Consider the following 22,257-nt stretch of genomic DNA (forward strand, 5'->3'; position numbering starts at 1 on the left):
CAGCGTTAACTTCATCGAGATCTAAAGACAAACAGCTTGCTAAACACATAGTTGGCAAGCACAACAACAACATTGTCTATAATCTTAACCACAAGAACATCCCAGTGCAGTATTGAAATACCTAACCATGTAATTACGATATCAATAACTAAGGTTAGCAATCGCGCACCAAAAAAAGAGAGCATCTCTCTCAAAGTGTCGGCCACACCAGTATAGTGGCTATTGAACACCCAAACCTTATTGCTAAAAAACGCAACCAGAACTGATAAAAACCACGCAAGTACAGTACCTACTTGATAATTACCACCCGCATGGTACCACAGCATAAATACGCCAATATTTACTAATGTCGTAACTACGCCCCAAAAAAGGTACGCAATGATGCTATTGTATTTCTTCCATAAACGTAATATCATACTTAACCTCAAATCACTGCGTCACCAACAGATATATATTTAGCAATTATACATGTCGTCTCTCGCCTTTATTTGCCCCGGCTGAACTCTACACCTGGATTGTTCGGAAAAATTACTTGTTCAAGCTAAGCTGTACTACACTTTGTACGATATCTGCATCAATATTTTCATCAAATTTACGGGAAAACAAGTGCCCCATTCTCTTCGCTCTAATGAGAGTGTCAAAGTCCTTTTCACGCCAGGTGTATGGCTTTCCATCCCACCAGTTGATGTACCGCAGATTACCCTGAAATTCGCGCGGGAGATCATTGACCGGTTGACTGTAGTATACCGTATCCCTAAATCCTAAATCGTTGAGTTCAAAGGGTACTAACAACTCGTCCACGAGATACCCCTTTGAAAACTTTGATCGGATACGCTTCAGGTTGTCCGGATTAACCATACACTGTACAAAATCATCACTAAGACTAACCCAGTTGGATCCATATTCAATTTTATCGACGCTAGTCTTAGCCGCAGCAGTTATGCTGAGCGCTTTATTCTCCATGCGTCTATACAATCTAGCAATCAAACTTAGAAATCCGTCTGACTGTTCACGAAAATGATGCCTAAAAGTGTGTGGCATCATTCTAACGCGTAATTGAACATCGGTCTGTTGCGCAGAAAAGGTAACAAATTGCTGACCATAATGTTGACTAAAGAAATCATGAATTTCATCTTGATTGGCGAGTGGCAAATCAAGCCCTGACATCAAATGATAAAAGTCATAGTGTTGCACAGCGGCTGCAGAGAATAAATTCAATTCTGCCTGTATCTGAGAATAGTCACCCCAGTAGATCGGAATTTCATCAAGAATTTTCAATACGGATTTTTTAGTTTCAATAGCAACTCTATGTTCTCGACTAGTTCTATCTATCTGGATGTAGATATCATTTCTTTCATCATCAAGAACTTTAACGAGTTGTGCCAATTGCTCAAAATTACGATTGGCTATGATTAAGTATGCGTGCTTACTCATATCAGTTTTCCCACCAATTCTTCATCCCTCTGTAGCTCCTTATCGCCGAATTTTCTCCCTCAGGATTCCCAGATACCGAACAGGAGCTGGACGTGTAATTAACATCATAATTCCATATACAATCATCCCTACAATAATTTGCAGAGCAAATTGTTTAAATCCGGCGTTAAGCCTTACGTTCATGGTATAAACAACTGCATACATTACTGCCCCTGATAAAAGGTACTTCCACAGGCCAGAAAACAGGCGGCTGTATTCAACTTTTGAACGAACAAAGAAAACTTGAATGGCCGTAACCACAATTTCCGACAAAACGGTAGAAATAATTGCCCCATACACACCAAGCCAGATAATCAAAGGCACATTGAGCACCAAGTTGGCCACTGCCCCACCGGTCACTGAAATGGTGTATTCCTTGTTCTTACCAATCGGCAATAAGTACTGCGTCCCCAAAGCACTACTCCAGGCAATCATCACGATAATAATTGACTCAATAGGAATCAACTTGCCCGTGATGGCAAAATCTTGCCCCATAAACCAGGGGGCAAACTTAGGTGCAACCGCGGCCGTACCAAAGGCCATCGGAACCGAAAGCAACGTGACAAAGTCGAATGAACGGTATAGGTACTCGTTCAACTTTTTGAAGTCTTTTTTGGCAAACGTGTTCGCCATACGGGGCAACATGACCGTCCCGGTGGCGGTAACCACTGCCAGGACCAGCTTTACAATCCGGTCAGCGTATTCGTAATAACCCGAACTGTCCACGCCATCCATTGATCCCAGCATGGTCTTGTTCAAAACTAGGTAGATTTGCGTGGCAATTTGTGGCACAAACAGCGCCAAGGATGGACGCAGGTGCCGCCAGATGTGCAGATTGCTCCAGTCGGGTTTACGCACATACCGACGCATGTATGGCCACAGCGTCAGATTACCGAACAGCGTCGAGAGCGTCAGGATCAGAATGTACAGGTTAATATCCCCTGCATTCTTGACGAACATAAAAATCATGACCACGGAGACAATTTTAACCGCAAAGTTACGGAGTACCGTCTTACCGAAATCTTCTAACCCCATAAAGAACCAGGAAATATCCAGCGCGGCAGCCAAAATCTGCCACGACTGCGCAAGATAAAACTCCTGGTACTTATCGGTCAACATGAAAAAAATACCGAACGCGACGTACGCACCAATGATGGTGATAAACCGCATAAAGTTAATTTCCCAAAACGACTGACTGCGTTTTTTGAAATCATCACGTTCATATGCAATCGTACGGTTACCATAAAGCGTCACGCCGATGCTCCCAAAGAGAACAAAGTATGTGACGACAGAATTTGTGTACGCGTTAACCCCAACACCATAGCTACCAAGCACACGGCTAATATACGGTGTGGTCAGTAGCGGCACTATCAAAATAAAGACTTGATAGCCCACGTTGTAGAGGTAATTTTTGACAATTTTCATCTATTTCAACTCTTTTTTCGCCGCGTATAGTGCCGCCCCGATTACTTGGTCCATGTTGAAGTACTTGTACATCCCCAAACGGCCACCAAACAGCACGCGATCGTTGTCCTGACGGGCCAATTCGTAATACTTACGGTAGAGTGCGCTGTTCTTGTCATCGTTGACCGGGTAATATGGCTCATCACCTTTGTGCCACGTTTGTGGGTACTCGTGCGTAATAATCGTCTTTGCGGTGTCAGCACCTTCAAAATGCTTGTGTTCAATAATCCGGGTGAAGGCATGATCCTTATCAGTGTAGTTAGCTACCGCGTTGCCTTGGTAATTAGGGGTGTCCAATTCTTCGGTCTCAAACCGCAGTGACCGGTATTCCAGTTCACCAAACTTGTAATCGTAGAATTGATCAATCATGCCAGTGTACACGATCTTGTCGGCCATTGCATTGTACTTATCCCGATTGGCAAAGTAGTCAGCATTGAGTTCAACTTCGATATTAGGGTGGTCGAGCAGCTTTTCTACAATTTGCGTATAACCACCAACAGGGATTCCTTGATACTTGTCGTTGAAGTAGTTGTTGTCGTAAGTAAAGCGAACTGGCAGACGTTTAATGATGAAGGCTGGCAACTCAGTTGTTGGCCGGCCCCACTGCTTTTCGGTATATTCCTTGACTAACTTCTCGTAGATATCCGTACCAACAAGCGAAATGGCCTGCTCTTCCAGATTCTCAGGCTCTTTGCCACCCAACACTTGGCGCTGTTCGTCAATCTTCGCCTTTGCTTCGTCTGGTGTAACCACACCCCACAACTTGTTGAACGTGTTCATGTTGAAGGGCATGTTGTAAATTTCGCCGTGGTAATTAGCAATTGGCTGGTTCGTATACCGGTTAAAGGTAGCAAACTGGTTCACGTAGTCCCAAATCCGGTCCTCAGAGGTATGGAAAATGTGGGCACCGTACATATGTACCTGAATACCATCAACTTCTTTGGTGTAAATGTTACCCGCAATGTGATCACGTTTTTCAATCACCTTGACGGTTTTACCGGCCTTAGCAGCCTCATTTGCAAAAACGGCCCCGTACAGACCTGAACCTACGATTAAATAATCCATTTTGTAATTTCCCCTTTTCTACTTAGACTGCACTCAAAATTGCACTAACTCGTTCAAAGTACTTACCGGTTTCAAATTTTTCAACTGAATCTCGGACAACCTCTGGCTTAAAGGTATCACGTGTAGCCAGAGCATTACCTAAAGTTTCCACCAAATCTTGCTGGCTGTCATTTGTGAACAGGAATCCGTTGTCATCAACGACAATATCATCCGGACCAGTGGGACAGTCGCTCGATATTAATGGCAGTCCCAAACCGGCTGCTTCAATTAAGACCATTGGGAACCCTTCGTATTTGGACGTTAAGATGAGGTAATCAGCAGGCAAGGCATGTTCAAAAGGGCTGTCGCTCCAACCACGCACAAAAACCTTGTCCTCCAACTCATGTCCACTAACAAAACTTTTAAGGGTATCAATATCAGACTGCTGACCCGTCCCAAAAATCTCTAGGCGCCAGTCCGCCTTAAATTCCACAAGTGCAGATAAGAGTAATTTAAGGTTCTTCTGACCCGCCCACACAATTCTGCCAACGTATAGGAGCCGGAGTGGTTGAGCGGCAAGAGTATCTTCACGCTTAGCAACTACAGTGTCCGGTATTGTTGCCGGGTTATAGACGACTTCAATACTATCGCTGGACACCCCTCGGGCAATCAACTGTTGCTTGATTCCTGAACTAATGGCCAAATTGATATCGGCCAACAGAAGGTCGCCGTTACTCGAAACCGGCAATGTATCAATTGAAAAATGAAACCACGATATTATTTTGAACTGCTTGTGTAACACCCTTCTAACGAGATGAGCTAATTTCATTAATGGAATGCTGGTGCAGACGACAAAATCAAAATCATGCCGTGCCAGGTAATCAAAGGTTAACCAAGTTCCCCAGGCCTTCCCCAGCGCGTGCGGTCGCACCAGTTGGGCAATTTTAACTTCATCACCCAGACCATCGAATCGGCTTTGATCCTCAAGCCCCTGTGGTGCAAAGAATTTCATGTTAATGTCGTCTACTCGTTGATAGTGTTTAATCCAGCTGACGATTACAGTTTCCATCCCACCAATACCGCGCAGCCGGGGTACCAACACTAGTCCTTTTTTGTTCATCTGTGTCTCGCCCTACTTTCGCTTTCCAATTGTATTGACTAAAACCACCAGTCCAAGATCCAACTTGAGCCTTAAGAGGCCTCTGACAATGGCATCTGCAGTTGTTGTCATCTTAGGAACTAAATTGAGGTACTTGAGCAACTGCTGAAAATAGTTGTCCCTGCGCGAACGACTCCATGCTCTCGCTGCAGTCAAAAGTGAGGAATTATTGCCAATCTCTAACTGTATTGTTGCTACAACGAGCCTCAGAATCACCCTTGCCTGTAATGCGTTAGGTGGGAACCCCCATACATCGGTTAATAACCACATGCACTTATCACATCGAATGCGTAAATTGTCGGCAAACCGTTGTAAATCCCGGCGCGAATGCGTAATTGACGCGCTATTGTTGACGTACTGGTAGAGATAATAATCCAAAAATTCAATTCTGCGGGAATGTGCGTACAAATCAAACAGGAAAACGGCATCCTCTTCCGTGTTGATAGCCGGAAATTTGATACCCCATTCGCGAATTTTATCCGCTCGGAAAACCTTATTCCACAAATAGCCAAAACCCAGATCAGCAGAATTATGAACGTAATATTCGCCAAATTGTTTTGCGTCCATCGAAATTGATTTTGACTCGGAGACACCGATGGTTTCAAAGGTTGACGGATCATACTTTTCTACATTGCGGTAATTAAAGTACACAAAGTCAGCCATGCTGCGATCAAGGCTTTGAACACATAATGAAAGTAGTTCTGGATGCATGAAGTCATCCGCATCCGCGAAGTAGATGTATTTTCCCTTCGCAACCTCAAGTCCAGTTTGCCTGGAGGATCCAGGCCCAACATGATGATTCTTAATTAACTCAATCCGTAGGCCATCTCTGTTGTTACGGGCAATTGTATCCTCAACGACTTCGATTGTGTTATCCGAAGAACCGTCATCAATCATAATTAACTCAATATCCCGTAATCTTTGATGGCTAATCATTGCAATAAACTGCTTAACCAACCCCGAAGCATTATAAATTGGCGTAATTATTGAAACGGTGGGTGTCATCTCAGAACCTCCATCAAGATTATGCCAAACAAATTTGGCATCAATTAGGCATTTAACCACGGGCCATTAATAGACTAGCCACGCCCATATTCCCTTGAGCTCTTAGCCATGAAGTTCTTGGGACCCGAATCCCACAAACGATTGCGCACGAATCGTTCTTTGTCGGAATCATTTTCAAGCGCAAATGGTACGGCGAAGATAAACAACATCATAATGGTCGTGTACTGCATAATGGATAAAAACATCATCGCAAAGATAAACAGCGTCAGTACACGCCAACTACCGCCTAGACGAAATAGCGAGCCCAGGCCCACAAGGTAGGTGCCCATGAATAGCAGTCCACCGTTGGCAATCAAAGGAGTCCAGGCGTTCGCTACCCCCTTATTGAAGGTCAGTTCACCGTTGTTGTAATATTCGCGAATGTTCATATTCATAAATTTATACAAGGCTTTATTGTTGTTGAAACCCTCACCAATGATTGGATGCTTAATCCATGCCTTCACTCCGGTTATATAGTCATCAACACGTACTGAGCCTGAAAATCCGTTTAACTTCGAGTTCATAAACTTGCTAAAAACAAACATCGCGGGTACAGATACAACCAGCAATACCATCAGCACGAGTACCAACCGGTACCACGGTGAAAAAACATTTGTGGCGCGCCATAAATAGTAAGTAGCCAACCCAACTAGTATTAAAATTGCAGTCGATGTTAAGGTCGACGCCATGGAAATAATTAAGATTGTCACGAAAACTGGGCGCCTCTTTGGCAACACGAATAATTGTGTTAGCAGTGCAAACATTAGCGACATGGTATACATCGGTGCTTCAGGCCAAATCGCACTATTTCTAACCACAACATGTCCAGCAATGGTTTTAAACTGCGTCTCAAAATATACCCCATAATATGAAGCAACCTGATTGTTTCCACCCCAACCAATGGTGAAATAACTGGTGGGTGCAAATAATCCCATAATGGAACCCAAGCCCCAGAAAAGCAGTGCAACCACGGCAATCATCACCATGAGTTTGACGTACTTGTCCAAGAGGCCGCGATATCCAAAAACCCCCACATACAACCACAGCGCGGGGGTAAAAAGGACAAACAGTCCCAGATAATTAGCCAGTTGTCCAAAGTTTTTCGCCCAAAAAACGTTTTGAGCGAATAAATAAAATACCACTACGAACAAAAAGATAAACAGCGCCATCAAGCTGTTGGAATTAATACGCACTCGATTACCGCCACTCGCTTCAATCATGAACCGCAAAAACACCAAACCAGCCGCCAATAAACCTAAAGCTAGCGTGACATACTTACTAAAGCTAAAAGAAGCGTAAATCGAATTAGACCCCAGGATAATGTCCAGCGCCAACATGTATTCTAATAATATGCTTGTTTTAGTCATCCTATTAAACATAGAGTATGCAAACGCCTTTCACTAATCGCTACTGCCCGTTAGATTTGTGGAAATCAATCCTTGGATTGAAAAACAGCCCAGCAAAAAATCCACGAATTGTCACCGCAATCTTCTTACCAGTAAATCCAGTGCCCATAACCTTGAAAACTTGTGCCAAGTCTTTAGAAACAACCCGCATCAGCTCGGATTTAGTACCTAGTTCCCTAACGGTATGTAATTCATTCCGCACGGCAAAGTAGTACCGTGAGACCCGGTTTTTATTCTTCTCTTCCAAAATGTTGGCACCGACGTTTGCATCCATGTGGTGAACAGCAATGCTATCCTGGACAAAGAAACTGGGAAAACTAGTTGATATTCGGCGAGAATATTCAACATCGTCACCCCAAATAAAGTACGCGTCGATGGGTAAACCAACTTTGTTGATGGCCTCAGTATTAATTAACAACGAGACGAAAGAGGCCCACGTCAGCTTAACTAGCCCTGGACGGACTTCATAACTCCAATCTTCGGCAACACCCGGAATGTTCATTTTTGCTGGAGCCATATCGGTCCAACGAACATTGCTACTTAGAAAACCCGGATTGATACCGTCAGACTGTAGGGTGCTGTTGGCCTCCATCATTGCTGACAACGCGGATAAATCCGGTACCGTGTCATCGTCCATGACCCACAAAAAGTCCGCAGAATGGTCCATACCGGCATTAATACCAAACTTGAAGCCCCCAGCCCCGCCCAGGTTTTCACCCGTCAGAACATGGCTAATCTTGTCATCCGCTAATTGTTCAATTACTTTACGGGTATCCTCAAGTCCCCCGTTATCAATCACTAGCACGCGGTTGACGGGATACGTCTGGTTGAGAATGGCCGACACACAAAGTTGTAGTAGTTGAGGCTTGTTGTATGTTACTACCACTGCAACAACATTGGTTTGTTTCGTATCACTCAAGTTCAATTACCTCTACTTTGTATTACTGGATCCGCGAAGCTTACGCATAATGAATGAGCTTCCCTTCTTCACCCAGCTTTGTTTCTCCATAAACATTACCGGTAGCTCAGCAGGAACAATCTTGTTGGTGTCCAACCAAGCATCCAACATCAGCTCGCTAACATATCCGTAAACTCGGGCCTCCTGCCGATCATATCCGGATATATCAATCCGTTGTTCCAACTCAAAAAGAATGCGAAACATCCATTCTGCGTATTGATCAAACAAATCCGCCTTCATAATGTACATGTTAAACATGTGCGCCGAGGTTCCCTTCAGCACCTTCTCAAAACTATCCGCATACTCAGGCGTCAGCTCACGTATGATTTCAACGGTTGTGTCCAAGTCGCGAATGTTGTGCGAATGCTCATAGTGCGAGTACAGGGTCTCGATACGGTAGTTGCGCGGTTCGGGAACTACTACATTGGCTTTTTCAAGCGCGTGCATCAGCGTACTAGTATCAAGCACATCACCAAAACGTCCCTGTTTAAACTGACTAAACTTCGCCAACTTCGAAAAATGCCGCCGATAGTGGACCAAGCCCTTGTAATCAGCGCCTTGCACGTTCTTCCAAAGCCAGTATGTTGCCGTCAGTTCTGAATAGTAGGGGTTCTTTTGAGAAATATTGTCCCCTTCGTCATCGCGCTGGTAATCATCAATCGAAGCTTTCCCGGCCGCACCAACTTGAATGGGCAAATACATCTCATCGGTCGGCATCTCATACTGTTTGTGTGCTGCAATTCCAACAACAATTTTTGAAGACATTATTCATTCCTTTTATACTGAGCAACAATCGACAAAGTAACTACGGCCCATTTATTCAACGGTAACGTACCCAATAACGTTGGTGTGTAGAGCGTTAAGTACTGTCAAACCATTTTTTAAATTTCGAGCACGTGTTTGGCGCCTGTGAATAATCAAAATTGCGTTCTTTACGGTTCCCAGAACTGCCTTTGCATCTCCCAATGGCATCAATGCAGGCGTGGAAACAACAACGAAGTTCCGCCCAGCCTCCATAGACCGAATCAAGGCCGAAAAGCCATCACTTTCAAGCGTAGCGATAGGATTGGGCACACTATCCGCAGGGGAAACAATCACGTTAGTCGTGTCATCGTCTACCTGGCCAGAATCAAGCACGGACTGCAAATTTAATGAAGTGAAATTTGGAATCTGTGGTGTCCAGGATGAACGTAAATTAGCATTGACCAACGCTACGGATTGATTAATACTGGCCAAGGCCTTAACCAATCCGACAGCCACATCTGCCTGAGTATCATCTTGATCAACAGAGACTAAAGCCACTGATCCACTTAAAATACCGTTACGACGGCTCACAACTAAATTAGTCGCTAAATCCATGAAGTCTTCACTGATACCAGCATCATCAATCGCAACATTTGTAAATGCATCGTTCAAATTTAATTTGCTCAAAACCATTCCTCCGAATTAAGGACTACAATTCCTGACATCTTATTTCTTATGAATAGCGCCAAGTTTAGTGAAGCCAAGTTCATTCGTTAAGAACGAGTCGTTATCGATGCGCTTGTCAGTTAATTCCTTGTAGAAACCATACAGTAATACAACAAACGCACCGAGGATAACACCCATAATTAAACCGACCAAAACATACTTCTTGGTGCTACCAGTCTTAATGCTGCCGTCGTTAGCTCGGGAAACAATTGTAACCCGCGAGCCACTCATCATTGTTTGAACCCGCTCGCGGAAGACAGCCGCAGTGGCGTTCGCAATGTTTTTGGAAAGAACGGAGTCACTAGAAGTCGCTTTAATTTTAAATACCTGAGAGTTAGCGTTACTACTGATACTTACAGCACTACTAACTTGGTCCGTAGTAACGGCACCCTTACCGTACTTTGCGGAGACAACGTGATACTTAGGTGATTGTTTCTTTTCCTTCAGGTACTTGGTAATTTCACCCGTCACACTATTCTTGTAAGTGCCATACACTGCTTTTTTTCCGGGAATCGTAGTTTCGCGATGCTTGTGAGTGAGGTTGTAGGCGACTTCCTTCATGATTGAAGGACTTTCAACAATATCCTTGTAGGTGTCAATTTTTTGCACCTCGGCCTGCTGCACCGTCAGTTGACTATCATCCTTACCACTTGCTTCAATATTCACCATCAACGCCGTGTCCGAAGTGAAAGTGGGATGAACCGTCTTTTTCACGTATACAAATGCCACTACGGCCAGCAATAAACCAGTTAATAAAATCTTCCACCAGTGCTTTTTTAATGATTGAAAGACCCAGGCAAATTCAATTCCGGTTTCCATTCTTTTACCACCTATTTTTTTGATTTCCTACAACTTACTCGTCAACTCCACGTCCGGATACTTATCGTGGAACCACCGCTCCGCAAAGGCATTCTCGAACAGTAACAATGGTTCGCCGTGCACATCCTTTACCAGCAGGTTGCGCGATGAGCTCATCTTTTCATCCAGCTGGTCCGGGTTAATCCATCGAGCCGTGCGGTTGCCCATTGGCGTCATCTCAACTTCGGAGTTGTACTCGTTTTGCATCCGGAACTTGAAGACTTCGAACTGCAGTTGGCCAACCGCACCCAGAATGTACTCGTTGGTGGAGTACGTCCGGTACAACTGCACCGCACCTTCTTGCACCAGCTGCTGCATCCCCTTGTGGAAGCTCTTCTGCTTCATCACGTTCTTGGGCGTCACCTTCATGAACAGCTCCGGCGTAAACTGCGGCAGCGGCTCGAACGCCACTCCCTGCTTGCCGGCGTAAATGGTATCACCAATCTGAAAGTTACCCGTGTCATACAAACCGACAATATCGCCGGCAACGGCCTCGGTGACCGTCTCCCGCTCGGCGGCCATGAACTCGGTGGAATTATTCAGCCGAATCGTCTTGCCCGTCCGCTCCAGCGTGACGTCCATCCCCTTGGTGAACTCGCCGGATACAACCCGTACAAAGGCAATGCGGTCACGGTGGTTCGGGTTCATGTTCGCCTGAATCTTGAAAATAAAGCCGCTAAACTGCTCGTTGGTCGGCTGCACCTCCGTGCCCCCCACCGTCTTCTTGGCGGTCGGGGCCGGCGCGTACTGCACGAAGCTGTTCAGGAACGTCTCCACCCCGAAGTTCGTTAACGCACTACCGAAGAACACCGGTGTCTGGTCGCCCCGCGCAATCTTGTCGGCATCGAACTGGTTGCCAGCATCATCCAGCAACTCGATTTCATCCAAAGTCGCACGGTAGGTCGCTTCCTTGGCAATCACATCGTCTGCTGGCAGGTGACCATCAGCGTCGAGCTCGACAAACCGCTGTTCCGGCGTTTCCGGACGGTAGCGTTCCACCCGGTTGTTGACCCGGTCGTACAGTCCCAGTAGGGTCTTCCCCGACCCCATCGGCCAGTTCATTGCGTAACCCTCAATTCCGAGTAAATCCTCAAGTTCTGCGATGAGGTCGAGCGGCTCCCGACCGTCGCGGTCCAGCTTGTTCATGAAAGTAAAGATGGGAATACCGCGATCCTTAACCACTTTGAACAGCTTCTTGGTCTGCGCTTCAATACCCTTAGCACTATCAATCACCATGACCGCAGCATCCACGGCCATCAGTGTCCGGTATGTATCTTCAGAAAAATCCTCATGCCCCGGAGTGTCCAGAATGTTGATGCGCTTACCCTGATAATCAAATTGCATCACGGAACTCGTAACAGAGATACCACGCTGCTTTTCAATCGCCATCCAGTCGGACTTTGCGAAGTGGCTCGATTTACGCCCCTTAACGGTCCCGGCCTCACGAATCACACCCCCGAACAGCAACAGTTGCTCGGTGATGGTCGTCTTCCCCGCATCGGGGTGAGAAATAATGGCAAAGGTGCGGCGCTTGGCCACCGCCTGCTCTAATTCAGTCTGTTTCATTACTTATTTATGTTCCTTTTCTTCTTTGCTTGCACCCAAACCACTCGTTGATGACGGCTCCTGGACCATCTTTTCACGCCGCCGCAACTGCAATACCTGCCACAAGTACACCACGACGTTCTTAGCCACCGCGTACACCGGAATCGACAGGATCGTACCCAGTAATCCGTACAGGTGACTCGCCAGCAACAATAAAATGATAATTGTTACTGGGTGAATATCCAGTGACCGCCCAATAATGTTGGGGTAGATAAAATTGCCGTCCACCACGTGCACCACAATAACGACCGCCACGATACCAAACATCTGTCCCCAACCCATGTTGACGGACACCAGCAGGGCCGGAATAATGCCGATATACGGTCCCAGATACGGAATCATGGTTACCACACCCGCGATAATCGCTAGCAGCAGTGCGTACGGCTGCCCGATAATCCAGTAGCCCAATCCGGTCATGACGCCCACAAAGATACATTCCAATGCCTGGCCAGCAATGTAGTGCGCCAGCGTGTCGTTCAGACGCCGGAAGACCTCCCCCACTTCATCGTTAATACTCGTGGGAAATAAACGTTGGACGGCCGGCACAAACCGGTGACCATCCTTTAACATGTAAAAGAAAATGATGGGCACGGTAATTACGGAAAAGAAGGTGCCGACGGCTGATCCCAGAAAATCAGGCAACCCTGCGGAGGTCGACTTTAAAATGCTGGCCGTAATCTTTGAAGCATTGATGTGGCTGATAGCATCGTCGAGGTCCAACGCTTGGTACCAAGAATAATGTGACGCCTTCGCCAACACCGTCTGAAAATCCTTGACCAGCGTTGGTAAGGCCAGTACTAGGCGGGCCACCTGACGGAGCATTGCCGGAACGGCCCACACCACAATCAGGTAAACTAATCCCGCTAGTACCAACATCAAAATGGCGAGTGCTAATCCACGCGGCACCTTCATCCGCTCCATCATTTTCACAAATGGATTGAACATGTAGTAGAGGAACAACGCCGACACCAGCGGAATCAACCAGATGGAGAAAAAGGTTGCGACCGGTTGAAAGATAAACGTGACGGAGCTCAGTCCGGCAATGATGAGGACCAGTATCAAGATCTCCACTGACCAGAACATTAGCTTTGATTGCCGTAAACGTTCAAACATGGTGCCACCTCCCTCCATAACGGCTGCCGTGTATGGCAGACTATAGAAATACCAAGGTTAATAATACCAGAAAGCGGCCTGAGCACCAATAGGACGCGCTTTACGAACAGATTACGTTCAGCGACGCGCACACGTCCCAATCATTGCCGGTCACCCAATAAATGCCCGTATCGCGGCAGTCTGAGGCCGCGACAAGTATCTTATCGGTACGACATCCCCCACAATTTAAGTTTAAGGAAATTTAGCTTTTTGACCAATACGTTTCGTCATCACTGAAATAGACTGTGGTTGACAACAGCAAAAAAGAAACAGACCAATTGACCTGTTTCCTTTAGATTCACTAATTGAATAAGGCTCGACAATACGCTGTCGTCGCCATTTACTAAGTACACAGGCTCAAGATATTAAATAAACACAATCAGTCGAACGCCGGCAAATCAATCCAAATGTCATTTGCTCTTTTTGAATAAATACTGCGGAACATTATTCCAGGTCACGCTATAGCAATATTTCCAACCGGGCATAGGTTCCTTTGAAGAACGCAAAATGAAATCACCTTTTGTTCCGCCCCTAAATATAGACATATCCCTCAGAGAACCATACCGCGAAAAATCGCCCATTTTCTTACTGAAATCGGATTTAGTGCCAGTACGGTTCAAGTACATTGAGTGGCTGATTGGGGCCTGTACCATTCTAAAATACATAAACTTCCAAGATAAACTATCAACGTAAAGACGACTGCTGTCACTTGATGACGTTACCGTTTGATTCAATTTTTGAACATCACGAAATCTGACTAAACCATTTTCAAAGAAACTACCCTCGGTACCGACTCCGAAGTACCCAAACGGTAGAAAGTAGGCAAAGGTGCAGATGGGAACGAGTACAAACAACAAACGAATAGAAGTCTCCCGAAAACGTTGAATACAAAGAAACAATCCCAGGCCAACCAATATTGCTAATGGTATGTTTAGCAAGTTCCAATGATTATAGTTTGGCGTAACAACAAGTGCTAAAGGAATAAAAGCAACTATATTAAGCGTCAACAAACGCCTAAAAAGTTGTATGGCCTTGGGCATTGTCTCAAGGTTACCTAGCATACCCACCGGAGCAAAGATTAATAACCATGGAGCAACCGCTCCAAACGGGCTGACCGAATTCCATTGCAAGTAGTCATTCCCGCCTAAATAAATGAGCAAACCGTCAACTAAATTGTGCATACACCTATTGATCAACCCAGGTCCCCTAAGATTAATCAGTGACCCAACCCGATTTGCCGGCAGAGGAGGAATATCAAAAAACAAAAACTTTGTCGCATGCGTCAACTTCAAAATATTAACCCGATACGCAAATACTATGATTGGGACGGCGACCAAAAGAATCACAGCAACAGATACTATGTACTCCCAAATCTTAAAACTGTCATCCTTAACAAACGCAATAAAGTAGAGCACACAGACTACCGGTAAATAAAGCCATGCTGCAACGTAACCGTATGCCGTTAAAGATAAGAATAATGCTCCAAACAATACATCAATAATCCGCAATAGTTTACTTTTACTCATTGCTCCGGAAGCAAACAGGATAGTAGCAAGCATAAACATTAAGGGAGCAATATTGGCATCGAGAATCCACCGAGATGATATGAATATCCACGGACTACTAATCAATGCAATATTGACCATGGTCGTAAGGCGTAAACTTTTTGACCACTGGTAAACCTTAAAGATAAGTAGGCATAAGATTAACCAATTCATCAATAAAAATGGAACCCTTAACGTGACCATGCTAAAACCAAACCAGCGTACTAGTGGTGCATCAACAATTGCATATAAAATAGACTGGCCCTGTCCCCAAACACTGGATAAATATATGGGTAAATGTAGACCATGGATGTCAGTACCAAATCGAGCAAACGATACAACCTCGTTCGCATAGTTCGCCTCGTCCACAAAAACGTTTGGGACAGTTGACACCTTGTACAACAGTAAAATCAGAAACACAAATACCAGCGTAATATTCAAAACAATAAGAATCTTATTTTCGTAAGCCCGCCAGAAACGGGGCTTCCTTTTAACTAACGTCTCAACTTGATTATCCACAGTAAGCCTCCTACATGCATCATTATTTTACCAGAGTATGTACTAATTCTTGACCAAAACAGCACGCCAAAATTGTTCTTCTATCGCTAGGTGCCGCATACCACCGCAAAATCTCCCGGATATTAACTAATGCCACATCCCCCACAATTTAAGTTTAAGGAAATTTAGCTTTTTGCCCCACGTTTACCAACTTTTCGCCGACTAATGTATAATGTCAATTGATTAACAATAGTACATATCATTCCGAGGGTAGAGGGTATTAGTTAATATGAAGAAAATAATTCTTTGGATTTGCGGCATCATCGTAGCTGCCGCTGTTTGTTTGGGTGGCTACGGGTACTACAAGATTCACCACACTACGAGCGCGGTTTACTCGTACAACAAAAAAACGAGTTCAACGTCCGACAACAAGACGAAGGCCACCAAGTCGGTTGCCTACCTCATGTTAGGCACTGACACCGGGGCTTTGGGCCGCGCCTACAAGGGCCGGACGGACACCATCATGGTGATGGTGGTCAACCCGAAGACCAATAAAACCACCATGGTTTCCATCGCTCGCGACACGAAGATCGAGTACAAAGGTGAAACCATCAAGCTGAACGCGGCATACGCATACGGCAGTTCGGATACGGCCATCGCGGCGGTGGAGAAGTTGCTCGACATTAAGCTTGACGGTTACATCCTGGTCAACATGGGCGGCCTGAAGAAACTGGTTAACGCGGTTGGCGGCGTGAGCGTCACCTCGCCAATTAGCTTCAGCGAAGGTGGCTACACGTTCACCAAGGGCAAGACGGAAACCATGGATGGTGCCAAGGCACTTGAGTTCTCCCGGATGCGTCACGAGGATCCACGTGGTGACTACGGTCGTCAGGAGCGGCAGCAGCTCATCGTGAAGGCCATCCTGCAAAAGGCGAAGAGCCAACCAACCAGCCTGCTCAACACCAACTTCCTGGACGCCGTATCGGACAACGTGCGGACTAACATTTCCCTCTCGTCTTTGAAGAACCTAGCCTCCAAGTACAAGAGCGCCATTGGCAACATCAGCTCCGACCAGATGCAGGGATCCAGCGCGATGATCGACGGCCAATCATATGAAGTCATGAGCACCAGTGAAATTAACCGGGTGCACAGTGAGATCAACGACGCCATCAACGCACAGTAATTAAGTCAATATACACGAAGTCCGGGCCACCCATGCAAAGGTGATCCGGACTTTTTTTGCTTGTCACGCTGGCATTAGTTCGTAATCAATCAAACACCCATGTCCCGCCACATGGCCTCGTACGACGTATACGTTGGATAATCTTCCCCATGTTCAGATTCCGCCAGTGACCACACTGTGGATGCTGGCAAACGTTTGCCACCGCTATGCTTCAACCTTTTTTTACCCCAAACGGTAACGAAAAACCAGCTAACACCTAAACCAACTTGCTGATATCACTACAAACAGGAAGGCAAATAGAAAAGCGCCGAACACCAGGCCCGACGCTTCCATCCACACTATTAAATGCCGCCGCTCCAGTTACCGGTATACTGCGCGTCATCACTAGAACTGTTGCTGCTAGCGCCAGCGCCGGTAGTGTCAGATTCGCCACTACCACCAGTACTACCGCTGTCGGTACCGCCCGTCGAACCGGACGTATTACCGCCATCCGAGCTCGTCGATCCTTGAGAACCACTGTTACCAGATCCGGTATAACTACTGCCACTACCACCGCCAGTGCCATAGCTAGAGCTGTAACCAGAGTTGTACCCGGAACTGTATCCAGAATTACCAGAGCCACTGCTACCAGAATTACCGGTAGTCCCACTACTACTCGTGGCATTGGCATTGTCGTCGGAACTGCTACTCGACGCATCAGTGGCGTCGGCGCTACTACTTGTGGCGGCTGCACTGCTACTATCAGCCGCGGCATCAACCGCATCCTGAGCCGCGTCAACGTACTTCATGTACCGGGTCTTGAACGCATCAACCTTAACGGCATTGACCGCCTTTTTGGCTGCCGCGATGGCGTCGGCCGTCACGTTACTTTTAACCGAGTAGTTCTTGCTCTCGGTACCGTTACTATTGGTCACATCACCTAGCGTTCCGTCGTACAGCTTCTGCACTAGCTTCACGGCAGCAACTTCCTGATTGACCAGCTTCATTTGGTCACCATACTTCGTGACAAAGACGCTGTAGGAAGACACATCCCCCCAGGCAGCAACCAAATTATCCGCGTTGTAGTCAGGCACAATCACCTGGCTGTCACCCAACGCGTCTTTTAGGCCGCTGGTCACCGCAAAAAAATGTTTGGCCTTACTAATGTCCCGGTCAGCCCGGTTCACTAACTTCACGTCGGCGTTAGTTAACTTACTACCGCGCGCAACCGCCTTATTGTACAACGTGTGCGCCGCCTGAATTTGCTTGTCGGTTAACTTGTCCGCGGGTAAATTGTGCTGATCGTTACTAAACAGCTTGTCGACCGCCTGATCGAGACGCACAACTGCAGCATCCGTGTGTGTGTTCTTGGCCGTTGTGGACGTAGCTTCGCCTTGACCACATCCGCCCAAAACCATCGCCGCCGCGAGCATCACCATGCCCACCGTTAAATATCGCAACCATTTTCGCACTGCGTTTACCCCCGCTTTTGCTCATGACGTCGGCCCAACCCGACGCAGATAATTGGTCAATCGTTAGTTAAATTTTACACCCTGCCACGTAGAAGGTATACAGTCCACACTAATATGGCCCACTTGTGGCGTAAAAAAGTGGCCTCGCCGGGTACACTGGCTTGACCACTATCCTTGCTCTTAGTATGCCGGGAAGAAGCGTTTCTTCTTGATGGGCGTCTCCGCTACCCGGTGCACCGGATCGCCGTTAACGATGGCCTTAGCGTTGTCATCGAACATTTTGCCGACATCATTACCGTAAGCACCGATCAACTTTTTAAACGCCGCACTCATTTCGTAGTCCCGATTCTTAATGTGGTGTGCGTCTGACGCCAGCATGTGGCCGAGACCGTGGTCAATGATGTCTTCCGCGAACCGCTCCACCTTTTTACCAAAGGTGCCAACGTAAGAACTAGCCGTAATTTGGGCATAAGCACCCTTTTGAATGAGCTCAAACAGCTTTTCCGGATGCGCCATCAGGTCCTCGTTCCGTTCCGGATGGACAAAGACGGGCGTGACCCCGCGCTGCTCCAACTGAAAGACCATGTCATCGGTGAAAGTCGGCACCGCATCGTGCGGAAATTCCAGTAACATGTAGTGCCCCCCCTCGTCCGTCGTCATCAGGTCCTGATTATCCCACGCAGTCAGGAGGTCGCCGTTAATGCGTACCTCTTGCGAAGGAAAGACGGTCAAAGGAATCCCTTGTTGGTCCAGTTCGTGTTGAAACTCATCCGTTAACCGGATGACGTCGGCCGGATGGTTGGTAAACCGACCGTTCATGTGGTGCGGTGTCATGAGCGCGTGCGTAATGCCGTCGCGCACCGCGTCCTGGGCAAGGGATAAGGAAATTTCCATGTTTTCCGAGCCATCATCGATACCCGGTAACAAATGGCTATGTACATCAATCAATTTTGGTTCCTCACATTCTTTGGGGTGCAATGTTGCCAGCATGGCGTTAAGCCGCCACGTATCTGGGTCACTTAATACCCTACCATAAATTACCACAACCCACGGCCGCAGCAAGATGATGACAACAAAGTTTAAGTTCTTGCTTTTACTCGGGTTGGTTGCTAGAGTAGCCCTAACACCAATTTAGCCGGTAGGAGAAGAAAAATGACCACCATTAAGTATACTACGGATTTAAACAGCACCATTCACCAAGACTCCGTGCAGATTCGGGAGGAAGTCTTTGTCGCTGAACAGCACGTTCCCGTCGACTTGGAGGTCGACGATGACGAGGGCCGTTGCCTATACATCGTGGTGTACGGTGACGACGCCGAACCGTTAGCAACTTTGCGCCTATTACCCGCCGAGTACGGCCTTCACGTCCAGCGGGTGGCGGTACGCAAAGCTGCCCGGGGTACCGGCCTCGGCCGCGTGATTATGGATGCCGCGCGTGATTACGCCCGGGCCAACGGCATCCAGCAGCTACGCCTGGACGCCCAGGTGCACGCAACCGGCTTCTACACCGCTTTGGGTTACAACTTTGCGGATCGCCCTGAATTCATGGACGCGGGCATCCCCCACCGCGAGATGTACCTCGACTTATAATCCACATCGCCCCAGTCGTTCGCCACGGCTGGGGTTTTATTGACGTCCGTATTCGGCCTCCGTGGCGTCTTTGCTACCGGACCACCAGTCTTGATGCTGACGGTACCAGGCGATGTTATCGTCGAGCCCCTGAGCAAAGTCGCTGTGGCGGGGCCGCCAGCCTAACTCATTCACCAACAGACTGTTGTCCAGCGCGTACCGCCGGTCATGGCCCGGACGGTCGGCCACCAACTCAAAGTCGTCGGCTGGGCGCCCCATTCGGTCGAGAATCGCCGCCAGTACGTCCCGGTTAGACAGTTCGCAGTGCGCACCCACCAAGTACGTCGCGCCCACGCGCCCATGTTGCAGAATCATCCACAGTGCGGCGACATGATCCTGCACGTGAATCCAATCCCGCACGTTGCGACCATCGCCATACAATACGGGACGCCGACCAGTCAGAATGTTAGTAATCTGCCGGGGAATGAACTTCTCGACGTGTTGGTACGGACCGTAATTATTGGAGCAGTTGGAAATGGTTGCCTGAATGCCAAAGGAGCGGACCCAGGCCCGCACTAAGAGGTCAGCAGCACCTTTGCTAGCCGAGTACGGACTCGACGGGTTGTACAGTGACTCCACGGAAAACGTGTCGGCGTGCTGCGGGTCCGCCAAATCCGTCCGCAGGGGGAGATCACCGTACACCTCGTCGGTTGAGACCTGATGGAAGCGCACGCGATGCCGCCGCACCGCCTCAAGCAACGTATAGGTTCCATTAATATTGGTGTCAATAAATGGTTGCGGGTCCGCCAACGCCCGGTCATTATGGCTTTCCGCAGCCAGGTTAATCACCATATCACTCTGAGCAACCAGACGGTCAACTAGCGGGGCGTCGGCAATGTCCCCCACCACCAGCTGGCAGCGATTCGCCGGGAGGCTGGCGAGGTTGGCCCGATTACCCGCGTAGGTCAATTTATCGAGTACCACGATGCGCACGGTCGGCGCGTGTGCGAGGACGTACCGGACAAAGTTGCTACCGATAAAACCCGCGCCACCGGTCACTAACAAACGCATACTTTCGTCACCCCCTTTGCTTTTGCTACCATTATCAGCTAATCATCTTGGTAGAACAAGGCAATCGCCGTCAAAGTCGGTCCGGTACACAAAAAGAGCATCAGCCTTCAAGCTAACGCTCCAGAAAGTACGTATTTTCAGAGAGTGGAACCCCGCGGTTAGAAACCAGAGTATAAGTTAATCCAGACGAGAATCCCGCACTTGGATTCTTGTTTGGGTTTGCTTATACGGCGGTTTCTGCGGGGGGGCGACTCGTTTTTAACGCTTGTTGGTTGCGGGCACCACCGCAACTTTGCGCTGATGCTGATGCGCCAACGCAGTACCTAACACCACACTACCAATTATTCCGAGTGCAACGCCAACTCGTGTCATCGTCATTAACAATTAAACGACCCCCTTAACAAATATCTGTCGATTAACAATGCTTGCATTTAACTATGATGTCATTATGACCAAGAGTTGTGCGCAAAAGCCGGCTACCACGTGAATGGTAGCCGGCTTTTTAATGACTTTTTCGTGCCGCTGTTTAACAAATTTTAATGCTATTCAATATCATCAAAGCCCTCGAGCTGGTCCGGCCGTGCGTATATTGTGTACTCCACCCGCTGGGCGACACCCTGATTGTTCAAATCGTAACGTTCTAGGTAGTACGGTGTGTCGGTCTGGCCAATGTGTTCAGGTAGTTGGTAACCCGCCTTTTCCAAAGTGGCGAGGCCTTCATTATACGTGGTGGCCAACGGCAAACTGGTCATCATGCCCTTTACGTCTTTGTCGGCGACGGCACCCGTGGCGGCGGGCAGGTTCAGCACCTGATAACCATTGGGAACGTTGGCCGATTCTGGGATGACGCTACCAATCCAGTACTGCATCGAACCATAGGGTGAAAAGACGATGACGCTGGTCCGGTTTGGCACGTCTGCTAGTGGGTCGAGGGCTTTGAAGTGCCCCGCCTCGTTAAATTCATCCCACGCCGATTCAAAGCTGCCGTTTTCGTCAGCCGATGATTCGGTGAAAACACGCCCCACGACACGCTGTGCCGGGATTTGTGCGAACTCTTTCATTCTTGTGCCCCCATACTTGTGATCGATACTTCGTTTCTTAGTGTATCACAGAGGCAACCATCAGTGGGTTAAACTTTGTGTGACGGTTCAGTGATGGTTCAGTGGCGGTTCTGGCCGGTGGGGGTGCTGCGGGGTGCTGCGACTTTGTGGGCCGCTCCACGGTGACCGCTAATATTGGCTGGTAGTACTGGCGTTGCGGTTCCGGTTGAGCGGCTGCCCCCCGTGACCGGAGCTGTGAGCCTCACGC

Annotated in this window: 20 protein-coding genes; 2 read left to right on the plus strand and 18 right to left on the minus strand. The window is 47.6% G+C overall.

The window, feature by feature from the left end; all coding sequences use genetic code 11:
* Window positions 1-11: 11 nt before the first annotated feature.
* The 14 genes from LPA02S_RS00230 to LPA02S_RS00295 all read right to left on the minus strand — a co-directional run bounded on the left by LPA02S_RS00230 (window position 12) and on the right by LPA02S_RS00295 (window position 15,696).
* Window positions 12-416: a GtrA family protein gene (locus tag LPA02S_RS00230; RefSeq protein WP_056956539.1), complete on the minus strand. Its 405-nt coding sequence runs from the start codon at window positions 414-416 to the stop codon at window positions 12-14.
* 112 nt (window positions 417-528) lie between these two features.
* On the minus strand, window positions 529-1,434 hold the full coding sequence (locus LPA02S_RS00235; RefSeq protein ID WP_056956538.1) for a beta-1,6-N-acetylglucosaminyltransferase: 906 nt from the start codon (window positions 1,432-1,434) through the stop codon (window positions 529-531).
* A 39-nt stretch (window positions 1,435-1,473) separates the two neighbouring features.
* Entirely contained in the window at window positions 1,474-2,898 is a 1,425-nt protein-coding gene (locus tag LPA02S_RS00240) for a flippase (RefSeq protein ID WP_056956537.1), read from the minus strand.
* Window positions 2,899-4,002, minus strand: a complete 1,104-nt coding sequence (gene glf, locus LPA02S_RS00245) for a UDP-galactopyranose mutase (protein WP_056956536.1) — start codon at window positions 4,000-4,002, stop codon at window positions 2,899-2,901.
* A gap of 22 nt (window positions 4,003-4,024) precedes the next feature.
* Window positions 4,025-5,101: a glycosyltransferase gene (locus tag LPA02S_RS00250; RefSeq protein ID WP_056956535.1), complete on the minus strand. Its 1,077-nt coding sequence runs from the start codon at window positions 5,099-5,101 to the stop codon at window positions 4,025-4,027.
* A 12-nt stretch (window positions 5,102-5,113) separates the two neighbouring features.
* Entirely contained in the window at window positions 5,114-6,145 is a 1,032-nt protein-coding gene (locus tag LPA02S_RS00255; RefSeq protein ID WP_054648681.1) for a glycosyltransferase family 2 protein, read from the minus strand.
* A gap of 74 nt (window positions 6,146-6,219) precedes the next feature.
* Window positions 6,220-7,551, minus strand: coding sequence for an O-antigen ligase family protein (locus LPA02S_RS00260; protein ID WP_156470962.1), 1,332 nt, complete (start codon window positions 7,549-7,551; stop codon window positions 6,220-6,222).
* 40 nt (window positions 7,552-7,591) lie between these two features.
* Window positions 7,592-8,509: a glycosyltransferase gene (locus tag LPA02S_RS00265; protein ID WP_056956533.1), complete on the minus strand. Its 918-nt coding sequence runs from the start codon at window positions 8,507-8,509 to the stop codon at window positions 7,592-7,594.
* A gap of 12 nt (window positions 8,510-8,521) precedes the next feature.
* The gene (locus tag LPA02S_RS00270; RefSeq protein WP_054648673.1) at window positions 8,522-9,313 is read right to left on the minus strand and encodes a DUF4422 domain-containing protein; all 792 of its coding nucleotides are present in this window, start codon (window positions 9,311-9,313) and stop codon (window positions 8,522-8,524) included.
* A gap of 51 nt (window positions 9,314-9,364) precedes the next feature.
* Window positions 9,365-9,979: a P-loop NTPase family protein gene (locus tag LPA02S_RS00275; protein ID WP_056956532.1), complete on the minus strand. Its 615-nt coding sequence runs from the start codon at window positions 9,977-9,979 to the stop codon at window positions 9,365-9,367.
* A 39-nt stretch (window positions 9,980-10,018) separates the two neighbouring features.
* The gene (locus tag LPA02S_RS00280) at window positions 10,019-10,837 is read right to left on the minus strand and encodes a YveK family protein (RefSeq protein WP_056956531.1); all 819 of its coding nucleotides are present in this window, start codon (window positions 10,835-10,837) and stop codon (window positions 10,019-10,021) included.
* A gap of 27 nt (window positions 10,838-10,864) precedes the next feature.
* Window positions 10,865-12,442: a peptide chain release factor 3 gene (locus LPA02S_RS00285; RefSeq protein ID WP_054648668.1), complete on the minus strand. Its 1,578-nt coding sequence runs from the start codon at window positions 12,440-12,442 to the stop codon at window positions 10,865-10,867.
* A gap of 3 nt (window positions 12,443-12,445) precedes the next feature.
* Complete coding sequence (locus LPA02S_RS00290; protein WP_054648666.1) at window positions 12,446-13,594, minus strand: AI-2E family transporter; 1,149 nt, start codon at window positions 13,592-13,594, stop codon at window positions 12,446-12,448.
* Window positions 13,595-14,043: 449 nt separating this feature from the next.
* The gene (locus LPA02S_RS00295; RefSeq protein ID WP_056956530.1) at window positions 14,044-15,696 is read right to left on the minus strand and encodes a hypothetical protein; all 1,653 of its coding nucleotides are present in this window, start codon (window positions 15,694-15,696) and stop codon (window positions 14,044-14,046) included.
* A 268-nt stretch (window positions 15,697-15,964) separates the two neighbouring features.
* Here LPA02S_RS00295 and LPA02S_RS00300 point away from each other — a divergent pair, with 268 nt between their 5' ends.
* A complete protein-coding gene (locus LPA02S_RS00300; RefSeq protein WP_056956529.1) occupies window positions 15,965-16,858 on the plus strand; it encodes an LCP family protein in 894 nt (297 codons plus the stop codon).
* Between the two features lie 341 nt (window positions 16,859-17,199).
* Here the strand turns inward: LPA02S_RS00300 and LPA02S_RS00305 are convergent, their stop codons facing one another.
* The gene (locus tag LPA02S_RS00305) at window positions 17,200-18,309 is read right to left on the minus strand and encodes a hypothetical protein (protein ID WP_156470963.1); all 1,110 of its coding nucleotides are present in this window, start codon (window positions 18,307-18,309) and stop codon (window positions 17,200-17,202) included.
* A gap of 180 nt (window positions 18,310-18,489) precedes the next feature.
* Window positions 18,490-19,257, minus strand: coding sequence for a tyrosine-protein phosphatase (locus tag LPA02S_RS00310; protein ID WP_054648813.1), 768 nt, complete (start codon window positions 19,255-19,257; stop codon window positions 18,490-18,492).
* Between the two features lie 204 nt (window positions 19,258-19,461).
* Between LPA02S_RS00310 and LPA02S_RS00315 the strand changes: the two genes are divergently transcribed.
* Window positions 19,462-19,899 (plus strand): GNAT family N-acetyltransferase, encoded by a 438-nt coding sequence (locus tag LPA02S_RS00315; RefSeq protein ID WP_054648654.1) that lies wholly within the window; start codon window positions 19,462-19,464, stop codon window positions 19,897-19,899.
* Window positions 19,900-19,935: 36 nt separating this feature from the next.
* Here the strand turns inward: LPA02S_RS00315 and rfbB are convergent, their stop codons facing one another.
* Both rfbB and LPA02S_RS00325 read right to left on the minus strand, forming a co-directional pair.
* Complete coding sequence (gene rfbB, locus LPA02S_RS00320; protein WP_054648652.1) at window positions 19,936-20,949, minus strand: dTDP-glucose 4,6-dehydratase; 1,014 nt, start codon at window positions 20,947-20,949, stop codon at window positions 19,936-19,938.
* A gap of 542 nt (window positions 20,950-21,491) precedes the next feature.
* Window positions 21,492-22,010 (minus strand): GyrI-like domain-containing protein, encoded by a 519-nt coding sequence (locus LPA02S_RS00325; protein WP_054648650.1) that lies wholly within the window; start codon window positions 22,008-22,010, stop codon window positions 21,492-21,494.
* Between the last annotated feature and the right edge of the window lie 247 nt (window positions 22,011-22,257).

Origin of the sequence: Lacticaseibacillus pantheris DSM 15945 = JCM 12539 = NBRC 106106 (assembly GCF_001591865.1) — a bacterium.
Lineage (GTDB): Bacteria > Bacillota > Bacilli > Lactobacillales > Lactobacillaceae > Lacticaseibacillus > Lacticaseibacillus pantheris.

Bases quoted from the DNA above. Each gene is read 5' to 3' on its own strand.
- LPA02S_RS00230 (WP_056956539.1), bottom strand. From the start codon at position 416: ATGATATTACGTTTATGGAAGAAATACAATAGCATCATTGCGTACCTT.
- LPA02S_RS00235 (WP_056956538.1), bottom strand. From the start codon at position 1,434: ATGAGTAAGCACGCATACTTAATCATAGCCAATCGTAATTTTGAGCAA.
- LPA02S_RS00240 (WP_056956537.1), bottom strand. From the start codon at position 2,898: ATGAAAATTGTCAAAAATTACCTCTACAACGTGGGCTATCAAGTCTTT.
- glf (WP_056956536.1), bottom strand. From the start codon at position 4,002: ATGGATTATTTAATCGTAGGTTCAGGTCTGTACGGGGCCGTTTTTGCA.
- LPA02S_RS00250 (WP_056956535.1), bottom strand. From the start codon at position 5,101: ATGAACAAAAAAGGACTAGTGTTGGTACCCCGGCTGCGCGGTATTGGT.
- LPA02S_RS00255 (WP_054648681.1), bottom strand. From the start codon at position 6,145: ATGACACCCACCGTTTCAATAATTACGCCAATTTATAATGCTTCGGGG.
- LPA02S_RS00260 (WP_156470962.1), bottom strand. From the start codon at position 7,551: ATGACTAAAACAAGCATATTATTAGAATACATGTTGGCGCTGGACATT.
- LPA02S_RS00270 (WP_054648673.1), bottom strand. From the start codon at position 9,313: ATGTCTTCAAAAATTGTTGTTGGAATTGCAGCACACAAACAGTATGAG.
- LPA02S_RS00280 (WP_056956531.1), bottom strand. From the start codon at position 10,837: ATGGAAACCGGAATTGAATTTGCCTGGGTCTTTCAATCATTAAAAAAG.
- LPA02S_RS00285 (WP_054648668.1), bottom strand. From the start codon at position 12,442: ATGAAACAGACTGAATTAGAGCAGGCGGTGGCCAAGCGCCGCACCTTT.
- LPA02S_RS00290 (WP_054648666.1), bottom strand. From the start codon at position 13,594: ATGTTTGAACGTTTACGGCAATCAAAGCTAATGTTCTGGTCAGTGGAG.
- LPA02S_RS00300 (WP_056956529.1), top strand. From the start codon at position 15,965: ATGAAGAAAATAATTCTTTGGATTTGCGGCATCATCGTAGCTGCCGCT.
- LPA02S_RS00315 (WP_054648654.1), top strand. From the start codon at position 19,462: ATGACCACCATTAAGTATACTACGGATTTAAACAGCACCATTCACCAA.
- rfbB (WP_054648652.1), bottom strand. From the start codon at position 20,949: ATGCGTTTGTTAGTGACCGGTGGCGCGGGTTTTATCGGTAGCAACTTT.
- LPA02S_RS00325 (WP_054648650.1), bottom strand. From the start codon at position 22,010: ATGAAAGAGTTCGCACAAATCCCGGCACAGCGTGTCGTGGGGCGTGTT.